Annotated in this window: 16 protein-coding genes and 1 other annotated feature (1 of these 17 cut by a window edge); of the genes, 4 read left to right on the plus strand and 12 right to left on the minus strand. The window is 60.0% G+C overall.

The genetic code is table 11. The features are described 5' to 3' along the window. Positions 1-8 precede the first annotated feature (8 nt). On the minus strand, positions 9-2,825 hold the full coding sequence (gene ileS / locus AAIE04_RS16500; RefSeq protein ID WP_019455022.1) for an isoleucine--tRNA ligase: 2,817 nt from the start codon (positions 2,823-2,825) through the stop codon (positions 9-11). Between the two features lie 32 nt (positions 2,826-2,857). Beyond that, positions 2,858-3,796, minus strand: a complete 939-nt coding sequence (gene ribF / locus AAIE04_RS16505) for a bifunctional riboflavin kinase/FAD synthetase (protein ID WP_019455021.1) — start codon at positions 3,794-3,796, stop codon at positions 2,858-2,860. Between the two features lie 390 nt (positions 3,797-4,186). Here ribF and rpsT point away from each other — a divergent pair, with 390 nt between their 5' ends. Further along, complete coding sequence (gene rpsT, locus AAIE04_RS16510) at positions 4,187-4,450, plus strand: 30S ribosomal protein S20 (RefSeq protein ID WP_004932960.1); 264 nt, start codon at positions 4,187-4,189, stop codon at positions 4,448-4,450. Between the two features lie 71 nt (positions 4,451-4,521). On the opposite strand, the gene nhaR is transcribed toward rpsT, so the two are convergent. From nhaR to dnaK, 4 genes are all read right to left on the minus strand, one after another. Continuing rightward, complete coding sequence (nhaR, locus tag AAIE04_RS16515) at positions 4,522-5,421, minus strand: transcriptional activator NhaR (protein WP_025159627.1); 900 nt, start codon at positions 5,419-5,421, stop codon at positions 4,522-4,524. Continuing rightward, positions 5,418-6,605, minus strand: a complete 1,188-nt coding sequence (gene nhaA / locus AAIE04_RS16520; protein WP_498577353.1) for a Na+/H+ antiporter NhaA — start codon at positions 6,603-6,605, stop codon at positions 5,418-5,420. The genes nhaR and nhaA overlap by 4 nt, the downstream gene beginning before the upstream one ends. Before the next feature lie 236 nt (positions 6,606-6,841). Next, the gene (gene dnaJ / locus AAIE04_RS16525; protein WP_004932969.1) at positions 6,842-7,966 is read right to left on the minus strand and encodes a molecular chaperone DnaJ; all 1,125 of its coding nucleotides are present in this window, start codon (positions 7,964-7,966) and stop codon (positions 6,842-6,844) included. 105 nt (positions 7,967-8,071) lie between these two features. Beyond that, entirely contained in the window at positions 8,072-9,985 is a 1,914-nt protein-coding gene (gene dnaK, locus AAIE04_RS16530; RefSeq protein WP_004932972.1) for a molecular chaperone DnaK, read from the minus strand. Between the two features lie 324 nt (positions 9,986-10,309). Here dnaK and satP point away from each other — a divergent pair, with 324 nt between their 5' ends. Beyond that, on the plus strand, positions 10,310-10,909 hold the full coding sequence (gene satP / locus AAIE04_RS16535; protein ID WP_498577354.1) for an acetate uptake transporter: 600 nt from the start codon (positions 10,310-10,312) through the stop codon (positions 10,907-10,909). Positions 10,910-10,951: 42 nt separating this feature from the next. On the opposite strand, the gene AAIE04_RS16540 is transcribed toward satP, so the two are convergent. From AAIE04_RS16540 to tal, 3 genes are all read right to left on the minus strand, one after another. Further along, a complete protein-coding gene (locus AAIE04_RS16540) occupies positions 10,952-12,259 on the minus strand; it encodes an MFS transporter (RefSeq protein ID WP_019455017.1) in 1,308 nt (435 codons plus the stop codon). Positions 12,260-12,383: 124 nt separating this feature from the next. Continuing rightward, on the minus strand, positions 12,384-12,971 hold the full coding sequence (gene mog / locus AAIE04_RS16545) for a molybdopterin adenylyltransferase (protein WP_004932980.1): 588 nt from the start codon (positions 12,969-12,971) through the stop codon (positions 12,384-12,386). 151 nt (positions 12,972-13,122) lie between these two features. Beyond that, positions 13,123-14,076 (minus strand): transaldolase, encoded by a 954-nt coding sequence (tal, locus tag AAIE04_RS16550; protein WP_004932982.1) that lies wholly within the window; start codon positions 14,074-14,076, stop codon positions 13,123-13,125. 383 nt (positions 14,077-14,459) lie between these two features. On the opposite strand from tal, the gene AAIE04_RS16555 reads away from it, so the two are divergent. Beyond that, complete coding sequence (locus tag AAIE04_RS16555) at positions 14,460-15,896, plus strand: alanine/glycine:cation symporter family protein (protein ID WP_063918135.1); 1,437 nt, start codon at positions 14,460-14,462, stop codon at positions 15,894-15,896. Positions 15,897-16,001: 105 nt separating this feature from the next. Continuing rightward, positions 16,002-16,778: a peroxide stress protein YaaA gene (yaaA, locus tag AAIE04_RS16560; protein WP_025159625.1), complete on the plus strand. Its 777-nt coding sequence runs from the start codon at positions 16,002-16,004 to the stop codon at positions 16,776-16,778. A gap of 46 nt (positions 16,779-16,824) precedes the next feature. On the opposite strand, the gene thrC is transcribed toward yaaA, so the two are convergent. Genes thrC through thrA form a run of 3 tightly spaced genes read right to left on the minus strand, consistent with a single transcriptional unit; the run spans position 16,825 to position 21,508 of the window. Next, positions 16,825-18,114: a threonine synthase gene (gene thrC, locus AAIE04_RS16565; protein WP_063918134.1), complete on the minus strand. Its 1,290-nt coding sequence runs from the start codon at positions 18,112-18,114 to the stop codon at positions 16,825-16,827. 3 nt (positions 18,115-18,117) lie between these two features. Beyond that, positions 18,118-19,047 (minus strand): homoserine kinase, encoded by a 930-nt coding sequence (gene thrB / locus AAIE04_RS16570; protein WP_498577355.1) that lies wholly within the window; start codon positions 19,045-19,047, stop codon positions 18,118-18,120. Position 19,048: 1 nt separating this feature from the next. Then, entirely contained in the window at positions 19,049-21,508 is a 2,460-nt protein-coding gene (thrA, locus tag AAIE04_RS16575) for a bifunctional aspartate kinase/homoserine dehydrogenase I (protein WP_498577356.1), read from the minus strand. 24 nt (positions 21,509-21,532) lie between these two features. Next, positions 21,533-21,587 (minus strand) — a sequence feature (Thr leader region) (it continues 63 nt past the right edge of the window).

Here is a 21,587-nt window from a genome sequence, read left to right on the forward strand (position 1 = left end):
GCGAATTCTCAGGCAAAGTTACGTTTCTCGCCGTCACCGGCGACGTTGCTTACACAGCGGCCGCAGATGTCTGCATGTTCCGCCACCAGACCGATATCGGTGGTGTAATGCCAGCAGCGCGGGCACTTCTCACCCGGCGCCGTGCTGAAGGCGATCTTCAGCCCTTTCAGCAGCTCGGAAGCCTGTGCGTCGGCCGGCGCATCCGCCAATGGCGCAACGCTTGCCGCAGAGGTCAGCAGCACAAAGCGCAGCTCATCCTGCAGGCTGTTCAGACGCGCCGCCAACTCGCTATCGGCATACAGCGTCACCGCCGCTTCCAGCGAACCGCCGAGGCGTTTGTCGGCACGCGCCTGCTCCAGCACCTTGTTCACTTCGCCGCGCACTTTCAGCAACTCGGCCCAGAAAGCGTCGTTCATCGGCTCGCCTTCCGCCAGCCCGAACAGGCCGTCGTACCACTCTTCGGTGAACACGTACTGCGCGCGTTTGCCCGGCATGAAGCCCCAGATCTCGTCCGCAGTGAACGACATGATCGGCGCCATCCAGCGCACCAGCGCTTCCACGATGTGATACAGCGCGGTCTGGCAGCTGCGGCGGGCGACGCTGTCGCTCTTGGCGGTGTACTGGCGATCCTTGATGATATCCAGATAGAACGAGCCCATCTCGACCGAACAGAACTGCATCAGACGCTGCACCACTTCGTGGAAATCGTAGTTGGCGTAAGCCTGCTCGATATCCCGCTGCGCCGCCAGCGCACGGCCGACCGCCCAACGATCCAGCACCACCATGTCTTCCGGCGCCACGCAATCGGTGCTCGGCTCGAACCCGTTCAGGTTGGCCAGCAGGAAGCGCGCGGTGTTGCGGATGCGGCGATAAGAGTCGGCGGAACGCTTGAGGATCTCGTCGGACACCGCGATCTCGCCGGTGTAGTCGGTCGACGCCACCCACAGACGCAGAATGTCGCCGCCCAGCTTGTTCATCACGTCCTGCGGGCTGACGGTGTTGCCGATCGACTTGGACATCTTGCGGCCCTGGCCGTCGACGGTGAAGCCGTGGGTCAGCACTTCCTTGTAAGGCGCTTTGCCCTTCATCGCGGTGGAGATCATCAGCGATGACATGAACCAGCCGCGATGCTGGTCGGAGCCTTCCAGATACATGTCGGCGCCGTGACCGTTAAACTCAGGGCGCACGTCAACCACCGAGGCGTGAGTGGAGCCGGAGTCGAACCACACGTCCAGCGTATCCGGCACTTTCACGTAGTCGGCGGCTTCCGCGCCGAGGATGTCGGCCGCGTCCAGATCCCACCAGGCCTGAATGCCGTCTTGCTCGACGCGCTTGGCCACTTCTTCCATCAGCTCGACGCTGCGCGGGTGCAGCTGCTCGGTCTCTTTATGCACGAACAGCGACATCGGCACGCCCCAGGTGCGCTGACGCGAGATGCACCAGTCCGGGCGGTTGGCGACCATCATTTCGATGCGCGCCTGGCCCCAATCCGGGATCCACTGCACGCCCTTGATCTCTTCCAGCGACTGCTGACGCAGGCCTTTCTGATCCATGCTGATGAACCACTGCGGCGTGGCGCGGAAGATGATCGGCGTCTTGTGGCGCCAGCAGCACGGATAGCTGTGCAGGAACTTCTCGACGTGCAGCAGCGCGCCTTTCTCACGCAACAGGTCGACGATCAGATCGTTGGCCTTGAAGACGAATTTGCCGTCCAGCAGTGGATAGGTGCCGGTCAGGTAGCAGCCGTTCGGCCCCACCGGGTTGGCCACTTCCAGACCGTATTTCTGACCGATCACGAAGTCGTCCGGGCCGTGGCCTGGCGCGGTGTGCACCGCACCGGTACCGGCGTCCAGCGTCACGTGCTCGCCGAGGATCGCCGGCACGTCGAAGTCCATGAACGGGTGTTTGAAGCGCAGCAGCTCCAGATCGGCGCCTTTGCAGCTGCCCAGCACCGTCCACTCGGTGATGCCGGCGCGTTTCATCACGCTTTCCACCAGCTCGGCCGCCAGGATCAGGCACTGGCCGTCAACCTGCACCAGCTGATAGGTGAAGTCCGGGTGCAGCGAGATCGCGCGGTTGGCCGGCAGGGTCCACGGGGTGGTGGTCCAGATAACCAGGGAGATGGAGCCGCTGAAGTTGCTCACGCCGAACTTGGCCGCCACGGCAGCCGCATCGGCCGCATGGAAGCTCACGTCGATCGACGGCGAAGTCTTGTCGTAGTACTCCACTTCCGCTTCCGCCAGCGACGATCCGCAGTCGGTGCACCAGTGAACCGGCTTGGCGCCTTTCAACAGGTGGCCGTTGCTGATGATCTTGCCCAGCGCGCGGATGATGTTGGCTTCTGTTTTGAAGTCCATGGTCAGGTAAGGACGATCCCAATCGCCCAGCACGCCCAGACGGATGAAGTCCTTCTTCTGGCCCTCAACCTGCTCGGCCGCGTATTCGCGGCACTTCTGGCGGAACTCGGCCGCCGTCAGCTTCTCGCCCGGCTTGCCATACAGCTGTTCAACCTTCAGTTCGATCGGCAGGCCGTGGCAGTCCCAACCCGGCACATAAGGCGAGTCGAAGCCGGCCATCCCTTTCGACTTGATGATAATGTCTTTGAGAATCTTGTTAACCGAGTGACCAATGTGAATGCTGCCGTTCGCATACGGAGGGCCGTCATGCAAAATGAAGGTTTTTTTGCCCTTTTTGGCAGTACGAATAATCCCGTACAGATCCTGTTCATACCAACGTTGCAGCATGCCAGGTTCACGCTTGGCGAGGTCGCCGCGCATCGGGAACCCTGTTTCCGGCAAGTTCAGGGTATTCTTGTAGTCACTCATTAGATTCTCGGTTCCGTTTTCGGCTATAGAGATTAAACCGGTGTCTGTAGCCCGAAGAACTTCCGGGCCGTCACCACATCATTGGCGATCTGCTGCTTCAGGGCATCGAGCGAAGCAAACCGCTGTTCATTGCGCAATTTTGCGCGGAGCACCACCTCAATATGGCGCCCGTAAAGATCCATTGTGACATCCAGCAGATGCACTTCCAGCTGCTGGCGCACGCCGGCGACGGTCGGGCGCGTGCCGATGTTGGCCACGCCCGGCAGCGGCTGCGGCCCCAGGCCGTACACCTCCACCGCATATACCCCTTTCACCGGCGCCACCAGGCGCTTGAGCGGCAGGTTGGCGGTCGGGAAGCCGATGGTGCGCCCCAGCTCGTCGCCATGCACCACCCGCCCTGAAATACTGTAAGGGTGGCCCAGCAGGGTCTCCGCCAGCGGCAGATCGTCCTCGCTCAGCGCGGTGCGGATCGCGGTGCTGCTGATGCGCCGCTCGCCCTCGCGGAAGGTCGGGGTGCTGACCACCTCGAAGCCGTACTCTTTTCCGGCCTGCTGCAATAGCGGGAAATCGCCCTGACGCCCGGCGCCAAAGCGAAAATCATCCCCCACCATCAGGAATTTGACGCCCAGTTTTTCCACCAGCAGCTCGGCGACGAACGCCTGCGCGGTGTTGGCGGCAAAACGCGGATCGAATTTGACGCACAGCAGGTAATCGACACCCGCCTGCGCCAGGTAGTTGGCCTTGTCGCGCAGGCGCGTCAAACGGGCCGGCGCCTTGTCTGCGGCGAACATCTCCAGCGGCTGCGGCTCAAAGATCATGACCATCACCGGCAGCCCGAGGCGTTTCCCCTGTTGCTTCAACTGTTCCAGCAACGCCTGATGGCCGCGATGCACGCCGTCAAAGTTGCCGATGGTGAGCACGCAACCATGGTGGCGCGCCCGGATATTGTGAATGCCGCGAATTAGCTCCATAGCTGGCTCAAAACAGTGGAAATCGGCGGATTATACCTTGTACAGCCGGTAAGGTTAACCCGCGATTGGTGCCTTTATGTAATAGACATACCATACCGGAGATAATCTGCGCGTGAAACGGCTTCGCCGCAGTTTATCCGGCGCCGCCGGGCCGATTCTCGACCGCGGCCAACGGCTTGCGCCCGGTGCGGCAAAACATTGGCGAATTTTCTCGCGAAACACTGTATTCCCAAGAGCGAAGCTGGTAAAATCCTGCGCCATCACAACGTAGCGAGTGCCGCCTGTACAAACGGCGCTTATTTGCACAAATCCATTGACAAACGAAGGCTAAAAGGGCATATTCCTCGGCCTTTGAATTGTCCTCAATAGAATATATTTGGGAGTTGGACCTTGGCTAATATCAAATCAGCTAAGAAACGCGCCGTACAGTCTGAGAAACGCCGCAAGCATAACGCAAGCCGTCGCTCAATGGTGCGTACCTTCATCAAGAAGGTAGACGCAGCTATCGCAGCTGGCGACAAAGAAGCAGCACAAAATGCATTCCTGGTAATGCAGCCACTGGTGGACCGTCAGGCAGCTAAAGGCCTGATCCACAAAAACAAAGCAGCGCGTCATAAGTCAAACCTGACTGCACGCATCAACGCAATGCAATAAGCATTTCGTTATCTGCTTGATAAAAAAACCGGCTCAGGCCGGTTTTTTTACGCCCTGCGTTCAGCGAACCGCTAGCAGGAAAACAGCGCCGAGAAATCTTTGTTGCACACGCGCTGCACCGCCGGGTGCTGGATCATGCGCTCGGCGAAGATGATGTAATACTCCTCCTGCACGCTGTCGATGCGTCCGATCTCCACCACGTTGTCATCGTTGTAGGTATCCTGCGCATACAGCGTCGGCGCCACGAAAATCGCATTGTGGTACATGCCGAAGGCCTTCATCAGCGCCGCATCGTCGAACTCGCCCAGAATCTCCACCTGGATGCCCTGCGTATTGAACCAGTTGAGCAGCTTGCGCCCCAGCATCGAACGGCGGCCGGGGATCAGCAGCTTGCGCTGTTCCAGGCAGGCCGGGAACGGCAGCTCCGGCGCCGGCTGGCGGCAGAAGAAACTGATGCCGCACTCGCCCAGCTTCAGCGAAAACAGCCCTTCCTGCTGGCTGGAGTCCACCGGGCAATCCGACAGGATCATATCCAGCTTGTGCTGGCTGAGTTGCTCCAGCAGCATCTCGTGCGTCGATTCAAAACAGCGCAGGTGGATCTGCTCGTTGTCCACCACCACCGCCGCCTCCAATACCTGGCTGACCAGCCGCTTCGACAGCGCATCCGCCACGCCGACGTCGAACAGCAGGTTGGACTCTTTGCGGTAGTTGACGATATCCAGCATTTCCTGGCTGAGCATAAACATCTTGTCGGCATAGCGGAACACCAGTTGCCCCAGTTCCGAAGGCACCAAGCCGCGCCCCTGGCGCTTGAACAACTTGCCGTCCAGCCGCTCTTCCAGCGCTTTGATCTGGCCGGTGATGGTCTGCGGCGTCAGGAACAACGCTTCGGCGGCGCCGACCACGGAGCCGGCCTTGCAGACCTGCCAGAAATAGTAAAGGTGATTAAAGTTGATATGCGACATCCTCACGAGCGGCTCTCCTTAACAACGTTTCGCAGCGGCAACGCCAAGCGCAGTAATCCGTACCCGACTACCGCCGCAGCGGTGGAGCCCAACAGGATCCCCAGACGGGAATAGGTGCTGAGCGCCGCATCCGCATCGCCGAAAGCCAGCGAGGCGATGAAAATCGACATGGTGAAACCAATACCACAGAGCACCGAAACGGCAAACACCTGTTTGAAGCCGATGCCCTCAGGCAAGCGGGCGATACCCATCTTCACCGCCAGCAGGCTGAAGAGGAAAATACCCAGCGGCTTGCCGATAAACAGGCCGGCCGCAATCCCTACCGGCAGCAGCGACGTCAGCCCTTCCAGCGATACGCCCTGCAGAGAAACCCCGGCGTTGGCGAAGGCGAACAGCGGCAGGATCATAAACGCCACCCACGGGTGCAGCTCATGCTCCAGCGTCTCCGACGGCGATGGCCCCTTCTTCACGTTCAGCGGGATCATAAAGCCGACAATCACCCCGGCCAGCGTCGCATGCACCCCGGACTTGAGGATCGCCACCCACAGCACCAGGCCGACCATCATGTACAGCGAGGTCTTGCCGACGCCGCGCCAGTTCATCACCGCCAGCAGCGCGGTCGCCGCCGCCGCCACGCCCAGCGCCACCATCGACACTTCGTGGGTATAGAACAGCGCGATGATGATAATCACGCCCAGGTCATCGATGATCGCCAATGCCAGCAGGAACACTTTCAGGCTGGTCGGGACGCGATTGCCCAGCAATGCCATCACGCCCAAGGCGAAGGCGATGTCGGTCGCGGCCGGGATCGCCCAGCCCTGGCGGGTGACTTCGTCCGCGCCGTTGAACAGCAAGTAAATCAGCGCCGGCGCCAGCATGCCGCCCAGCGCGGCGATCGCCGGAAACACCGCCTTGTCGCGCCCGGACAGCGAACCTTGCATCAGCTCGCGCTTGACCTCAAGCCCCACCACCAGGAAGAAGATGGCCATCAGCCCGTCGTTGATCCACAGCAGCAGCGGCTTGGCGATCTCCAGCGAAGCGATCTTCACCATCACCGGCAGATTAAGAAAGGCCTGATAGATCCCTTGCGCCGGGGTGTTGGCCATGATCAGGGCGACGATCGCCGCCGCGATCAGGATGATGCCGCCCGCGGCTTCCTGACGTAAAAATTGACGAATAATGTTGGTCACAATACGTCTCTCCAAATCTGTGCAAGGCGCAGCGCCCTGCGAACCACAGTCATGAAGTGAGTATAGATGGCGTTTTAGTTCGAAAAAATAAGTTTATAAATGCTAAATAACTCGAAAAAACCGATCAAAAGCACGAATAAGTCACATTTATATTGGGGAATTAGCGGTTTGGCGCACAAATAAAAACCCCGGGACAAAAGCCCGGGGTTCGCACATAAGCCAACAGAAACAGAAGGTTAGCGAGTCAGATCGTCAAAGAACTTTTTCACCCCGTCGAAGAAGCTCTTCGAACGCGGGCTGTTCTTGTCACCGGACGGGCCACCCAGGCTCTCTTCCAGCTCACGCAGCAGTTGCTTTTGCTTGTCGTTCAGATTGACCGGGGTTTCCACCACTACGCGGCACAGCAGGTCGCCCTGGCTGCCGCCACGCACCGATTTCACGCCCTTGCCGCGCATGCGGAACAGCTTGCCGGTTTGGGTCTCCGAAGGCACCTTCAGTTTCACCCGGCCATCCAGCGTCGGCACTTCTATCTCGCCGCCCAACGCCGCCATGGCGAAGTTGATCGGCACTTCACAGTACAGGTTGTTGCCTTCACGCTCGAAGATCGGGTGCGCTTTCACCTGCACCTGAACGTACAGATCGCCCGCCGGTGCGCCGTGCTCGCCGGCTTCGCCTTCACCCGCCAGGCGGATGCGGTCACCGGTATCCACGCCGGCCGGAATTTTCACCGACAGCGTTTTGGATTTCTCTACCCGGCCATGACCGTGGCACTTGTTGCACGGATCTTTGATGATCTGACCGCGACCATGACAGTGCGGACACGCCTGCTGCACGGTGAAGAAGCCTTGGCGCATCTGCACCTGCCCCTGACCATGACAGGTTGGGCAGGTAACCGGTGAGCTGCCCGGCTTGGCGCCGCTGCCGTGGCAGACGTCGCACTCTTCGAGCGTCGGGATGCGGATCTCTTTGGTGACGCCACGTACCGCTTCCTCGAGGGTCAGCTCCATGTTATAGCGCAGATCGGAACCGCGGCTGGCGCGCTGACGGCGGCCTCCGCCGAAGATGTCGCCAAACACGTCGCCAAAGATATCGCTGAAGTCGGCACCGCCGCCAAAGCCGCCGCCGCCCATGCCGCCCTGTTCAAAGGCCGCGTGCCCATACTGGTCGTAGGCCGCGCGTTTCTGATCGTCGGTCAGGACTTCGTAAGCTTCTTTAACTTCTTTAAACTTGGTTTCGGCGTCTTGTTCCTGGTTGCGGTCAGGATGGTATTTCATCGCCAGGCGCTTGTACGCCTTTTTGATCTCACGTTCATCCGCCGTCTTACTGACGCCGAGAATCTCGTAATAGTCTTTCTTCGCCATTCTTTCGCTTACCCTTAACATGCGTGCACGGGCGCAGAGTTGCCTCGACGCCCGTGCTGGTTTCCGGGAGCGGCATCTCGCCGCCCCGTGCCCGCTTAAGGGCGATTATTTTTTGTCTTTAACTTCTTCGAACTCGGCGTCAACCACGTCGTCGTCTTTCTGCGCCGCGTTGTCCGCGCCGGCGTCAGCACCCTGCTGAGCCTGCTGCGCCTGAGCCATTTCCAGCAGTTTGCCGGAAACCTGCACCAGCGCCTGAGTCTTCGCTTCGATCTCGGCTTTGTCTTCGCCTTTCACCGCCGCTTCCAGATCTTTCAGCGCTGCTTCGATCGCCGTTTTGTCTTCCGCCGGCAGTTTGTCGCCCGCTTCTTCCAGTTGCTTGCGAGTGCCGTGGATCAGGTGATCCGCCTGGTTACGAGTCTGCACCAGCTCTTCGAACTTGCGGTCCGCTTCAGCGTTCAGCTCGGCGTCGCGCACCATTTTCTGGATTTCGTCTTCGTTCAGGCCAGAAGATGCCTTGATGGTGATCTTCTGCTCACGGCCGGTGTTCTTGTCTTTGGCAGACACGTGCAGGATGCCGTCGGCATCGATATCGAAGGTCACTTCGATCTGCGCCATGCCGCGCGGTGCCGCCTGGATGCCGTCCAGGTTGAACTGGCCCAGAGATTTGTTATCGCTGGCGCGCTTACGCTCACCCTGCAGCACGTGGATGGTTACCGCAGACTGGTTGTCTTCAGCGGTAGAGAACACCTGGCTGTGCTTGGTCGGGATAGTGGTGTTTTTGGTGATCAGCGGTGTCATCACGCTGCCCATGGTTTCGATACCCAGCGACAGCGGGGTAACGTCCAGCAGCAGAACGTCCTTCACATCACCGGCCAACACGCCGCCCTGTACCGCAGCGCCCACGGCAACCGCTTCGTCCGGGTTCACGTCTTTACGCGGCTCTTTGCCGAAGAAGTCTGCAACTTTCTTCTGCACCATTGGCATACGGGTCTGGCCGCCCACCAGGATCACGTCCTGAATGTCGGAAACCGACAGGCCTGCGTCTTTCAGCGCCACTTTCAGCGGCTCGATGGAGCGCGCCACCAGATCTTCAACCAGCGACTCGAGTTTGGCGCGAGTCACTTTGATGTTCATGTGTTTTGGACCGGTCGCGTCTGCAGTGATGTACGGCAGGTTAACGTCGGTCTGCTGCGCGGAAGACAGCTCGATCTTCGCTTTCTCAGCGGCTTCTTTCAGACGCTGCATCGCCAGCGGATCGTTGCGCAGATCGATGCCCTGATCTTTCTTGAACTCTTCCACCAGATAGTTGATCAGACGGCTGTCAAAGTCTTCGCCGCCCAGGTGGGTGTCACCGTTGGTCGCCAGCACTTCGAAGGTTTTTTCGCCGTCAACGTCGTCGATTTCGATGATGGAGATATCGAAAGTACCGCCGCCCAAGTCATAAACCGCGATGGTGCGGTTGCCGACTTCTTTGTCCAGACCGTAGGCCAGGGCCGCAGCGGTCGGTTCGTTGATGATGCGTTTTACTTCCAGACCCGCGATGCGGCCGGCGTCTTTAGTCGCCTGACGCTGGGCGTCGTTGAAGTAAGCCGGTACGGTGATAACCGCTTCAGTTACCGGTTCGCCCAGGTAATCTTCCGCCGTTTTCTTCATTTTCTTCAGCACTTCCGCAGAGATCTGCGGCGGAGCCATTTTCTGGCCTTTCACTTCCAGCCAGGCGTCGCCGTTGTCGGCTTCGACGATTTTGTACGGCATGATCGCTTTGTCGCGCTGCGCTTCTTCATCCTGGAAGCGGCGACCGATCAGGCGCTTGATGGCGAACAGGGTGTTTTCAGGGTTGGTCACTGCCTGACGCTTAGCCGGCTGGCCAACCAGAGTTTCACCGTCCTGGGTATATGCGATAATAGAAGGAGTAGTGCGGTCGCCCTCGGCGTTTTCCAGCACGCGTGCCTTGGCACCATCCATAATTGCTACGCAAGAGTTGGTAGTACCCAGGTCGATACCAATAATTTTGCCCATCTAAACGTCTCCACTAAAAAATTCATAATCAGTCAGGTTGCTAACCTATATGCGGGCGATTTTTTACTTTTCAACTGCCCGATATCTCAGTGCGACCCGCGGTTAGCAACTGCGGTTGCAAATAAGATGGGGCCATCCAATCCGGCATCAAGGGGCAAGGCGAAAAAAATTTCTTTTTTTATCGTCATTCAGATCATTGTTTCCGGCTGCGGGGATCATTATGATGCGCGCGCTCTGATGGAAAACTTCGATTTTTTGGCCATTCAGACCATTTATTATTTTACTTCGCTGTTTCCGTTAATTTTCTGTTATCGCAGAGGACTTATGCACACCAACAAGTTGGCGAATCCCGGCCCTCTCGGCCTGATAGGCTTCGGGATGACCACCGTCTTGCTGAACCTGCACAACGCGGGCTTTTTCCCACTGAACTCCGCCATCATCAGCATGGGAATTTTCTTCGGCGGCCTGGCCCAGATCCTGGCCGGTCTGCTGGAATACAAGAAGGGCAACACCTTCGGCATGACCGCGTTTACCGCCTACGGCAGCTTCTGGCTGAGCCTGGTCGGCCTGCTGCTGCTGCCGCGCCTGGGCCTGGCTGAAGCCACCGAGGCGCACGTGCTGGGCATCTACCTGGCGCTGTGGGGCGTCTTCACCCTGTTCATGTTCTTCGGTACTCTCGGCGCCAACCGCGTGCTGCAGTTCGTGTTCGCCAGCCTGACGCTGCTGTTCGCCCTGCTGGCCGTCGGCAACATCACCGGCAACCACGCGCTGCTGACCTTCGCCGGCTATGAAGGCATCATCTGCGGTGCCAGCGCCATCTACCTGGCGATGGCAGAAGTGCTCAACGAGCAGTATGGCCGCACCGTGCTGCCGATTGGCGAACCGGCTCCGGCTCGCGTCGCGGCATCGCCGGTCACGGCGTAATCGCCCCCCTTAACGAAAAGCCCTGCGATGCAGGGCTTTTTTTTAGCTGTAAGAATCGGCTTGCCGCTCTCCGGCTTCGCTGTTGAGGTCGCGATGCAGGTAGACACCGAGCAGCAGCCCGATCAGCGACAGCGCCAGTACGTAGTAAGCGGGCGCTAACGGAGTTAATTTCATGATAAGCGTCACAAAAATAGGGGTTAAACCGCCGAAAATAGCGTACGAGACGTTATATGAGAACGAGATGCCGGTAAACCGCACTTCCGCCGGGAATGCCCGCACCATCACGTACGGCACAGCCCCCACCACGCCTACGCTGAACCCCACCAGGGCATAGCAGGCGAACAGCATTTCCGGGCGTACGCCCACCGTTTGATAAAACAGCCAGCTGCAGCCGGCCAGCAGCAAACTGCCGACCACCAGCGTTTTGCTGGCGCCGAAACGATCGGCCGACACGCCGGCGACGATGCAGCCGGCGATCAGCATGATGGTGGCGATGCTGTTAGCCTGCAGCGTCAACGCCGGCGCGATGCCGAACTGTTTTTGCAGATAGGTCGGGGTCATCAGGATCACCACCACGATGCCGGCGGAGAGCAGCCAGGTCAGCAGCATCGATACCGCCACTTCCCGTTTGTAGTTGAGCACCACCGATTTCAACGGCAGTTCTTCGGCCAGCGCTTTACGCGCCTGCATCTCGATGAAGATCGGCGTTTCCTGCAGCCAGCGGCGCAGGTACATCGCCACCAGGCCGAACATGCCGCCCAGCAGGAAAGGAATGCGCCAGCCGCCGCCGGCGATGCTCTGCGGGCTGAGCGTGGTGTTGATCACCGTCGCTACCACCGAACCCAGCAGGATGCCGACCGTCAGCCCGGCGGTCAGCGTGCCACAGGCGAAGCCGATGCGCCGGCGCGGCACGTGTTCGGCGACGAAGACCCAGGCGCCCGGCACTTCCCCGCCGATCGCCGCCCCTTGCAGCACGCGCATCAACAGCAGCAGCAGCGGCGCGGCGATGCCGATGCTGGCGTAGGTCGGCAGCAGGCCCATCGCCAGCGTCGGCAACGCCATCAGCAGAATGCTCAGGGTAAACATCTTCTTGCGGCCGACCAGATCGCCGAAGTGCGCCATCACGATGCCGCCCAGCGGGCGGGCCAGATAGCCGGCGGCGAAAATGCCGAAAGTCTGCACCAACCGCAGCCACTCCGGCATGTCCGCCGGGAAGAACAGATCGCCGACCACGGCAGCGAAGAACACGAAGATGATGAAGTCGTAAAACTCCAGCGCGCCGCCCAACGCGGCCAACGTCAGCGTTTTGTAGTCTTGCCGGTTCAGCCGGCGATTAGTGTCGTGAGGCATAGGGCACCGTCGGTAAAGGCTGTAAAAATAAAAGCCGCAGGCTTTCTGTAAAAGAATCCTTACTATAGCGGCAAATTATTTTCACACCAGACGGACTGAAGCCGATGTCGCAGAACGCTGAAATTTAGAGGTTTATCTCGCGGCGCGCGCTCTTTGGCCGAAATGCTGCTACCACCGCGGCGTGCGTTTCGACGTAAGGCCCGTCGAGCAGTTGAATGCAATAAGGCACGCTGGCGAAGATGCCGTGTACCACCGCATTGCCCTGCTCATCCTTCACCCCTTCCAGCGTCTCCTTGATCGACTTCGGCTGACCGGGCAGGTTGATGATCAGCGCCTGTTTACGGATCGCGCCCACCTGACGAGAAAGAATTGCCGTTGGCACATAGTGTAGGCTGATCTGACGCATTTGCTCGCCGAAGCCGGGCATCACGCGATCGGCGATCGCCAGCGTGGCGTCGGGGGTGACGTCGCGGCGCGCCGGCCCGGTGCCGCCGGTAGTCAGCACCAGATGGCAGCCCATTTCATCCACCAGCTCACACAGCGTTTGTTCAATCTGCGTCTGCTCATCGGGGATCAGTCGGGTTTCCAGCTTGAACGGCGTTGCCAGCGCGCCGCTCAGCCACTCTTCCAGCGCCGGGATGCCTTTATCCTGGTAAACGCCGCCGGAAGCGCGGTCGGAAACGGAAACCAAACCAATACGTAAAATATCCATGCGTAACCTCTACTGCCTGATGGGGTCCGAACGGGTTCGTCCCCCGCTCTGTTGTCATTGCCGAGAGTATAAGGGCTTCCCCCGCCGGCGGGAGCGCCGGGCATAAAAAAAGGTGGCCTGAGCCACCTTTTTACTGTGCGATCTGCGGCGATTACAGCAGGTCGGCGATCATTTTTTCCAGTTTGCCCTGGTCTACGGCGAACTTGCGGATGCCGTCGGTCAGTTTTTCAACCGCCATCGGATCCTGGTTGTGCTGCCAGTAGAACTCAGGTTCAGTCAGTGCGGCAGGACGCGCCTTCACTTCACCGGTGTAAGACAGTTTGCGCTCCAGCGCGCCTTCGCTCTCCGCCAGCTCTTTCAGCAGCGCAGGGGCGATAGTCAGGCGGTCGCAGCCGGCCAGCTCGATGATTTCGCCGACGTTACGGAAGCTGGCGCCCATCACCACGGTGTTGTAACCGTGCTGTTTGTAGTACTGGTAAATCTCGGTCACGGAGATCACGCCCGGATCTTCATGCGGCGCAAACTCTTTCTTGTCGCCGTTGGCTTTGTACCAGTCGAGGATACGGCCGACGAACGGCGAGATCAGGTAAACGCCGGCTTCGGCGCAGGCGCGAGCCTGAGCGAAGGAGAACAGCAGGGTCAGGTTACAGTTGATGCCTTCTTTCTCCAGCTGCTCCGCCGCGCGGATGCCCTGCCAGGTCGAAGCCAGTTTGATCAGGATGCGATCGTTGCTGATGCCGGCTTCGTTGTACAGCTTGATCAGGCGCTTGGCCTTGGCCACGCTGGCCACGGTGTCGTAAGACAGACGCGCGTCCACCTCGGTGGAGATGCGGCCCGGAACCAGTTTGAGGATCTCCAGACCGATGTTGACCGCCAGCTTGTCGGCGGCGTCGGCGATCTGCTGCTCGCGATCGCTGCTCTGGCCGCGCGCCCAGGCGATGGCTTCGTCAATCAGTTTGCGGTATTCAGGAATTTGGGCTGCATTGAGGATCAGCGAAGGGTTGGTTGTGGCGTCCTGCGGTTGATACAGCTTCATTGCCGCGATATCACCCGTATCTGCAACCACCGTAGTCAGCTGGCGCAGGGAAGTTAATTTGTCGGTCATGTTGGCATTATCTCATCGTTTGTGCATGAACTTTTGGCATTGTTCAACCATGCCCTGCCCTGATAATAACATGCGCCAAGCCCGGTGCAAGGCTGGAAAACCGCGGCGCGCAAGCATCTGTTTTATCCTTGGGCGAGCAACCGTTTACGCCGATATCTTTCGCCATTACCGAGCGGATGAAAAGGCAATAACGTGCTATCACCCGAATAAATTATGTTAAATTCGAAAAAATTGATGCAATTCGTCCGCTAATCTGCGAAAAATCTTAATCGACTGACGCCGGACCGATTCCAGCTAAGCTCTTGTAAAAAATAGGCCAATGTTTTTCACCTGCGGTGGATGCTGCCAGGTGCGCATTAAATTTCGATAAGAGGAGGGATCCCTTGACGGACCTGATGAATTTTATAAACAACATTTTGTGGGGGTCGGTGCTGATTTATCTGCTGCTTGGCACCGGCATTTACTTCACGTTGCGCACCCGCTTTATTCAGCTCCGCCACTTCAGCCACATGTTCTCGGTGTTGAAAAACAGCAATAAAAGCGACAGCGCCGGCATCTCCTCTTTCCAGGCGCTGTGCACCACGCTGGCCGCGCGCGTCGGCACCGGCAATCTGACCGGCGTCGCCATCGCCCTGACCGCCGGCGGCCCCGGCGCCATCTTCTGGATGTGGGTGGTAGCGTTTATCGGCATGGCCACCTCATTTGTGGAAAGCTCGCTGGCGCAGCTCTACAAAACCAAGGACGATAACGGCAACTACCGCGGCGGCCCGGCCTACTACATGGAAAAAGGCCTTGGCATGCGCTGGATGGGCGTGTTGTTTTCCATTTTCCTGATCATCGCTTTCGGTCTGGTGTTCAACGCCGTACAGGCCAACTCCATCGCGCAGGCCTCCGCCGTCGCCTTCCACTTACAGCCGCTGCATGTCGGCATCGGCCTGGTGGTGCTGAGCGGCGTGGTGATCTTCGGCGGCATCCGCTCCATCGCCAAAGTGGCCGAGCTGGTGGTGCCGCTGATGGCCGGCGCCTACCTGCTGCTGGCCCTCTGGGTGATTGGCCATAACATCGAACACATGCCGGCGATCCTGACGCTGATCTTCAAAAGTGCCTTCGGCCTGCAGGAAGCCGCGGCAGGCGCGGTCGGTTACGGCATTTCTCAAGCGATGACCCAGGGCGTGCAGCGCGGCCTGTTCTCCAACGAAGCCGGCATGGGATCGGCGCCAAACGCCGCGGCGTCCGCCTCGCCTTATCCGCCGCATCCCGCCTCACAGGGCTACGTGCAGATGCTCGGGGTGTTTATCGATACCATCGTCATCTGCAGCGCCACCGCGGCGATCATCCTCTCCTCCGGCATTCTCGATCAGCCGACCGACAGCATCAGCGGCATCGATCTGACCCAGCGCGCGCTGTCGACCGCCGTCGGCAGTTGGGGCGCGCCGTTCGTCGCCATCGCCATCTTCTTCTTCGCCTTTACCTCGATCATCGCCAACTACGCCTATGCCGAGAGCAACCTGGTGTTCCTCGAGCACAACCACCCGGGCGGCCTGCTGATCTTCCGCTGCGTGGCGCTGGGCATGGTGATGTTCGGCGCGCTGGCGGAGCTGCCGCTGGTGTGGAAAATGGCGGATACCTCCATGGCATTGATGGCGATCACCAACCTGACGGCGATCCTGCTACTGTCGCGGGTGGCGCTGAAGCTGGCCGACGATTACCACCGCCAGCGCCGCCTGGGCAAACTGCCGACCTTCGATGCCAACCGCTATCCGGAGCTGAAGTCGCAGCTGGAGCCGGGCGTGTGGGACGATCAACAGCCGCCGCGCTGAATTTTCCGGGGCGTGTGCGATGCGCGCCCCGCCTATTGGACCGATTGCCCCTTTTTTCCGCGCTTTTTGCTACAGTATGCGCACTTGGATAAACAGGATCTGGCCATGCTCGTTATTATTTCCCCTGCAAAAACGCTCGATTACGAAAGCCCGCTGGCGACACAACGCTTCACGCAGCCCGAACTGCTGGACAAGTCTCAGCGGCTTATCAAAATTTGCCGCGAGCTGACGCCGGCGCAAATCGCCAGCCTGATGAGCATCAGCGACAAGCTGGCCGGGCTCAACGCCGCGCGCTTTAGCGAATGGCAGCCGAAATTTACCCCGGACAACGCCCGCCAGGCGCTGCTGGCCTTCAAGGGCGATGTTTATACCGGCCTGCAGGCGCAGGATTTCAACGAAGCCGATTTCGACTTCGCCCAACAGCATTTGCGCATGCTGTCCGGCCTGTATGGCGTGCTGCGCCCGCTCGATCTGATGATGCCGTACCGGCTGGAGATGGGCATCAAGCTGGAAAACCCGAAAGGCAAAGACCTGTACAGCTTCTGGGGCGATCAGATCACCCAAAAACTCAACGAAGCGCTGGAGCAGCAGGGCGACGACGTGGTGGTCAACCTGGCGTCCGACGAGTATTTCAAGGCGGTGAAGCCGGCCAAACTGCATGGCGCGCTGATCAAGCCGGTGTTCCTCGACGAGAAGAACGGCAAGTACAAGGTCATCAGCTTCTACGCCAAAAAAGCGCGCGGGTTGATGAGCCGCTTTATCATCAAAAACCGCCTGACGCGCAGCGAGCAGCTGGTGGACTTCAATCTGGAAGGCTACGCCTTCGACGAAGCCGCCTCGCAGGGCAACGAGCTGGTGTTCAAACGCCCGGAACAGGCATAAAAAAAGCCGTCGCAAGACGGCTTTTCGCATTTTAGCCGGCCGAACGTCAGGCCGGCAGCCCCATCAGGAATTTGCGCAGCTCGCCGAAATTGGCCGGCAGCGTGTGCGACAGCAGCGGCAGATCGGCCCGCAGCGCCAGCGCTTTCGGCAACGGCAGTTCCTGGCCGAGGATCGCTTCCACGCTCTCTTTAAACTTGGCCGGATGCGCGGTGCCGAGGAACAGCCCGAACTCCCCTTCCTGCAGCTGATCGCGCAGCGCGCGGTAAGCGATGGCCGCATGCGGTTCGGAGATATAGCCCAGCTCAGCCAGTTCACGCATGGTGTCTTGGGTGGTCTCATCGCTGACCGCCGCGTGCCCCAGCTCTTTCAGTTGCCAGACCTTACGACGGAACAGCTCCTCCACGCGCGGCCAGTTGTTTGGCTGGCTCACGTCCATGGCGTTGGACAACGTCGCTACCGTGGCGTGCGGCTGCCACTGGCCGCTGGTCAGGAAGCGCGGTACGGTGTCGTTGGCGTTGGTCGCGGCGATGAAGCGCTTCACCGGCAGGCCCAGCGATTTGGCCAGCAACCCGGCGGTCAGATCGCCGAAGTTGCCGCTCGGCACCGAAATCACCAGCTGATTGCGCGCTTCCTGCGGCAACTGCGCCACCGCTTCGAAGTAGTAGCAGATCTGCGCCAGCAAGCGGCTGATGTTGATCGAGTTGGCCGAGTTCAGGTGCAGCGCCTCTTTCAACTCCTGATCGTCGAACGCCTGCTTCACCAGCGCCTGGCAGGCGTCGAAATCGCCGTCGATCGCCACGGTGTGAATATTGCCGCCCAGGGTGCAGAACAGCTTTTCCTGCAGCGGGCTGATTTTGCCCTGCGGGTAGAGGATCACCACCCGAACGTTCTTCAGGCCATAGAAGGCGTGCGCCACGGCGGCGCCGGTGTCGCCGGAGGTGGCGGTCAAAATGGTCACCGGCTGATCGCCGGCCACTTCCGCCAGCATCTGCGCCATAAAGCGGCCGCCGAAGTCTTTGAACGCCAGCGTCGGGCCGTGGAACAGCTCCAGGCAAGAGACATCCTCGGTCACTTTCGCTACCGGTGCCGGAAACTCAAAGGCGGCCTGCACGCGTTTCTTCAGCGCCGCCTCCGGCACTTCTTCGCCGATAAAGGCCGACAGAATGCGGCTGCTGCGGGTGACAAAGTCCTGCTCCAGCAGCTGGTCAATCTCGGTCAGTTCGAACTCCGGCAGCTCCAGCGGGAAGAACAGCCCCTGCTGCTTGCCCAGGCCTTGTTTGATCGCCTGCGCGAAGCTGACCTGCTCGTTGTGATCCTTAAGGTTGTACAGTTTCATGCGTTATCCCAGTAGTCGAGCGCCTGCGGTATCCAGACGGCAAATATGAACAAAACCTTCGTCGTTTTGCAGATAGTGTTGTTGCAGCCAGGCGGCCATGCGTTGCGCGGTGGCGCCGTCGTTGCAGACGGCGAACAGCGTCGGGCCGGAGCCGGAGATGCCGCAGGTCAGCGCGCCGATCTCCTGCGCCGCCTTGCGCGCTTCGGCGAAGCCCGGCAGCAGCCGGGTGCGGTACGGTTCGGCGATCACGTCCTTCATCAATTTGGCGGCCAGCTGCGGCTGCCGGGTGTGGCAGGCGTGAATAAAGCCGGCCAGATAACGGCCATGGCTGATGCAATCCTGGCGGCGGTACTGCGCGGGTAAAATGGCGCGCGCTTCGGCGGTGGAGACCTTGATGCCCGGATAGGCCATCACCCACAGCCAATCGTCGAAGCACGGCACTTCCTGGCTGATAATGCCGTCTTCTTCCAGCATCAGCTGCAGACCGCCCAGGTAGCAAGGCGCTACGTTGTCGTAATGCACGCTGCCGGAAATGCGCCCTTCCAGCTCGCCCATCAACCCGAGCATCGTGTTTTTGTCCAGCGGGCGATCGCAGTATTCGTTCATCGCCATCAGCCCGGCGACCACCGAACAGGCGCTGGAACCCAGCCCCGAACCGATCGGCATATTCTTTTCCAAACGCATCGCCACCGGTACTTCGCGGCCGATCTCCTGGCAGAAACGCTCCCAGCATTGATAGACGATGTTCTCTTTCGGATCGGCCGGCAGCTTGCTGACGAAGCGCCCGGCGTTTTGCAGACTGAACGTCTCGGCGGCTTCCACGCTGACGCAGTCGCCCAGCAGCGTGCCGTCGATCGGCGAAACCGCCGCGCCCAGCACATCAAAACCGACGCTGACGTTACCGATCGAGGCCGGTGCATACACCTTAACCATATTAAACTCCCAACTTCCATGACAGTGTGCGCAGCAGATCGGCGAACACGCCCGCTGCGGTCACATCGTTACCGGCGCCGTAGCCGCGCAGCACCAGCGGCAGCGGCTGATAGTAGCGGCTGTAGAAGGCCAGCGCGTTCTCGCCGTTCTTCACTTTATACAACGGATCGTTGCCGTCCACCGCCTCAATGCGCACCTTGCAGCGCCCTTCGTCGATCAGGCCGACATAGCGCAGCACCTTGCCTTGCTCGGCGGCGTTGGCCACGTTGCGCGCAAACTCTTTATCCAGTTCCGGCAACCGCGCCAGGAACTGATCCACGTCGCCCGAGGCGTCGAAGGACGGCGGCAGCACTGGCTCGACCTCGATATCGCTCAGCTCCAGTTTGTAACCGGCCTCGCGCGCCAGGATCAGCAGCTTGCGCGCCACGTCCATACCGGACAGATCGTCGCGCGGATCCGGCTCCGTGTAACCGTTGGCCCGGGCCTGCAGAGTCGCCGCCGACAGCGACAACCCTTCGTCCAGCTTGCCGAAGATAAAGGACAGCGAACCGGACAGGATGCCGGAGAAACGCACCAGCTCATCGCCGGCGTTCAGCAGGTTTTGCAGGTTCTCGATCACCGGCAGACCGGCGCCGACGTTGGTATCGTACAGGAACTTGCGATGCGAACCGGCGGCGGCCGCGCGCAGTTGCTGATAATAGTTCATCGACGAGGTGTTGGCCTTTTTGTTCGGCGTCACCACGTGGAAGCCGTCCGCCAGGAAGTCCGCGTATTGATCGGCCACCGCCTGGCTGGAGGTGCAGTCGACGATCACCGGGTTCAGCAGGTGATATTCTTTCACCAGCCGGATCAGGCGGCCGAGATTGAACGGCTCCTGCGCGCCGGCCAGCTCGTCGCGCCAGCTGTCCAGCGCGATGCCGTGCACGTTGGTCAGCATCACGCGCGAGTTGGCGATGCCGCACACCCGCAGATCGATATGCTTTTGCTTCAGCCACGGCTGCTGGCGGTAGATCTGCTCGATCAACGCCCCGCCGACGCCGCCGACGCCGATGACGAACACTTCGATCACCTGATCGGTATTGAACAGCATCTGGTGGCTGACGCGCACGCCGGTGGTGGCGGAGTCATTGCTGACCACCACCGAGATTGAGCGCTCGGAAGACCCCTGGGCGATGGCGACGATATTGATGTTGGCGCGCGCCAGCGCGGAGAAGAAGCGCGCGGAGATGCCGCGCAGGGTGCGCATGCCGTCGCCGACCACCGAGATGATCGCCAGGCGTTCCATCACATCCAGCGGATCCAGCACGCCGTCTTTCAACTCCAGATAAAACTCCTCTTCCAGCGCGCGACGGGCGCGCTGCAGCTCGCCTTGCGGCACGCAGAAGCTGATGCTGTATTCGGAAGAGGACTGGGTGATCAGCACCACCGAAATGCCGGCGCGCGACATCACGGCGAACACTCGGGCGGCCATGCCGACCATGCCTTTCATGCCCGGCCCGGAGACGTTGATCATCGCCATGTTGTTCAGGTTGGTGATGCCTTTCACCGGCATCGCGTCATCGGTGCCGTCCTGACCGATCAGCGTGCCGGGGGCCTGCGGGTTGGAGGTGTTTTTAATCAGGCAAGGGATTTGGAACTGGGCAATCGGCGTGATGGTGCGGGGGTGCAATACTTTGGCGCCGAAATAGGAGAGCTCCATCGCCTCTTGGTACGACATCGATTTCAGCAACCTGGCGTCTGGCACGGTGCGCGGATCGCAGGTATAAACGCCGTCGACGTCGGTCCAGATCTCGCAACAGTCGGCGCGCAGGCAGGCGGCCAACACCGCGGCGGAATAGTCGGAGCCGTTGCGGCCCAGCACCACCAGCTCGCCCTTGTCGTTACCGGCAGTGAAACCGGCCATCAGCACGATGTGGTCAGCCGGGATCGCCGCAGCAGCGATGCGCAGCGTGGATTCGGCGATGTCCACGGTGGACTCCAGGTAGTGGCCCTGCGCCAGCAGTTTCTCCACCGGATTGATTACCGTGACCGGGTAGCCCTTGGCGCGGAACACCCCTTCCATGATGGCGATGGAGAGCTTTTCGCCGCGGCAGATGATCGCCGCATTGACGCTATCCGGGCACTGCCTCAGCAGCGAGACGCCGTGCAGCACTTGCTTGAGCTGCGCGAATTCCTGCTCGACCATGCCTTTCAGGCGATCGTACTCAAAGCCCGGCAGCGCCTGCGCCAGGCCGCTCAGCAGGTCGGCAAAGATCCGCTCTGCGTCGCTGATATTCGGCAGAATGTCCTGACCCGCCACCGTTTTTTCGATCATCGCCACCAGATGGTTGGTGATCTTTGCGGGGGCGGACAAGACCGTGGCTACCTGTCCCTGACGCGCGTTACTCTCCATGATGTCGGCGACGCGCAGAAAACGTTCTGCATTCGCTACCGAGGTTCCGCCAAATTTCAGCACTCGCATTTGTGATCTCTCCGAATTTAAGCCGAAAAAAAAGCCCGCACTGATTAGGTGCGGGCTTTTTTCTGTGTTTCCTGTGCGC

The organism is Serratia sp. Ae19-1, from assembly GCF_059801225.1.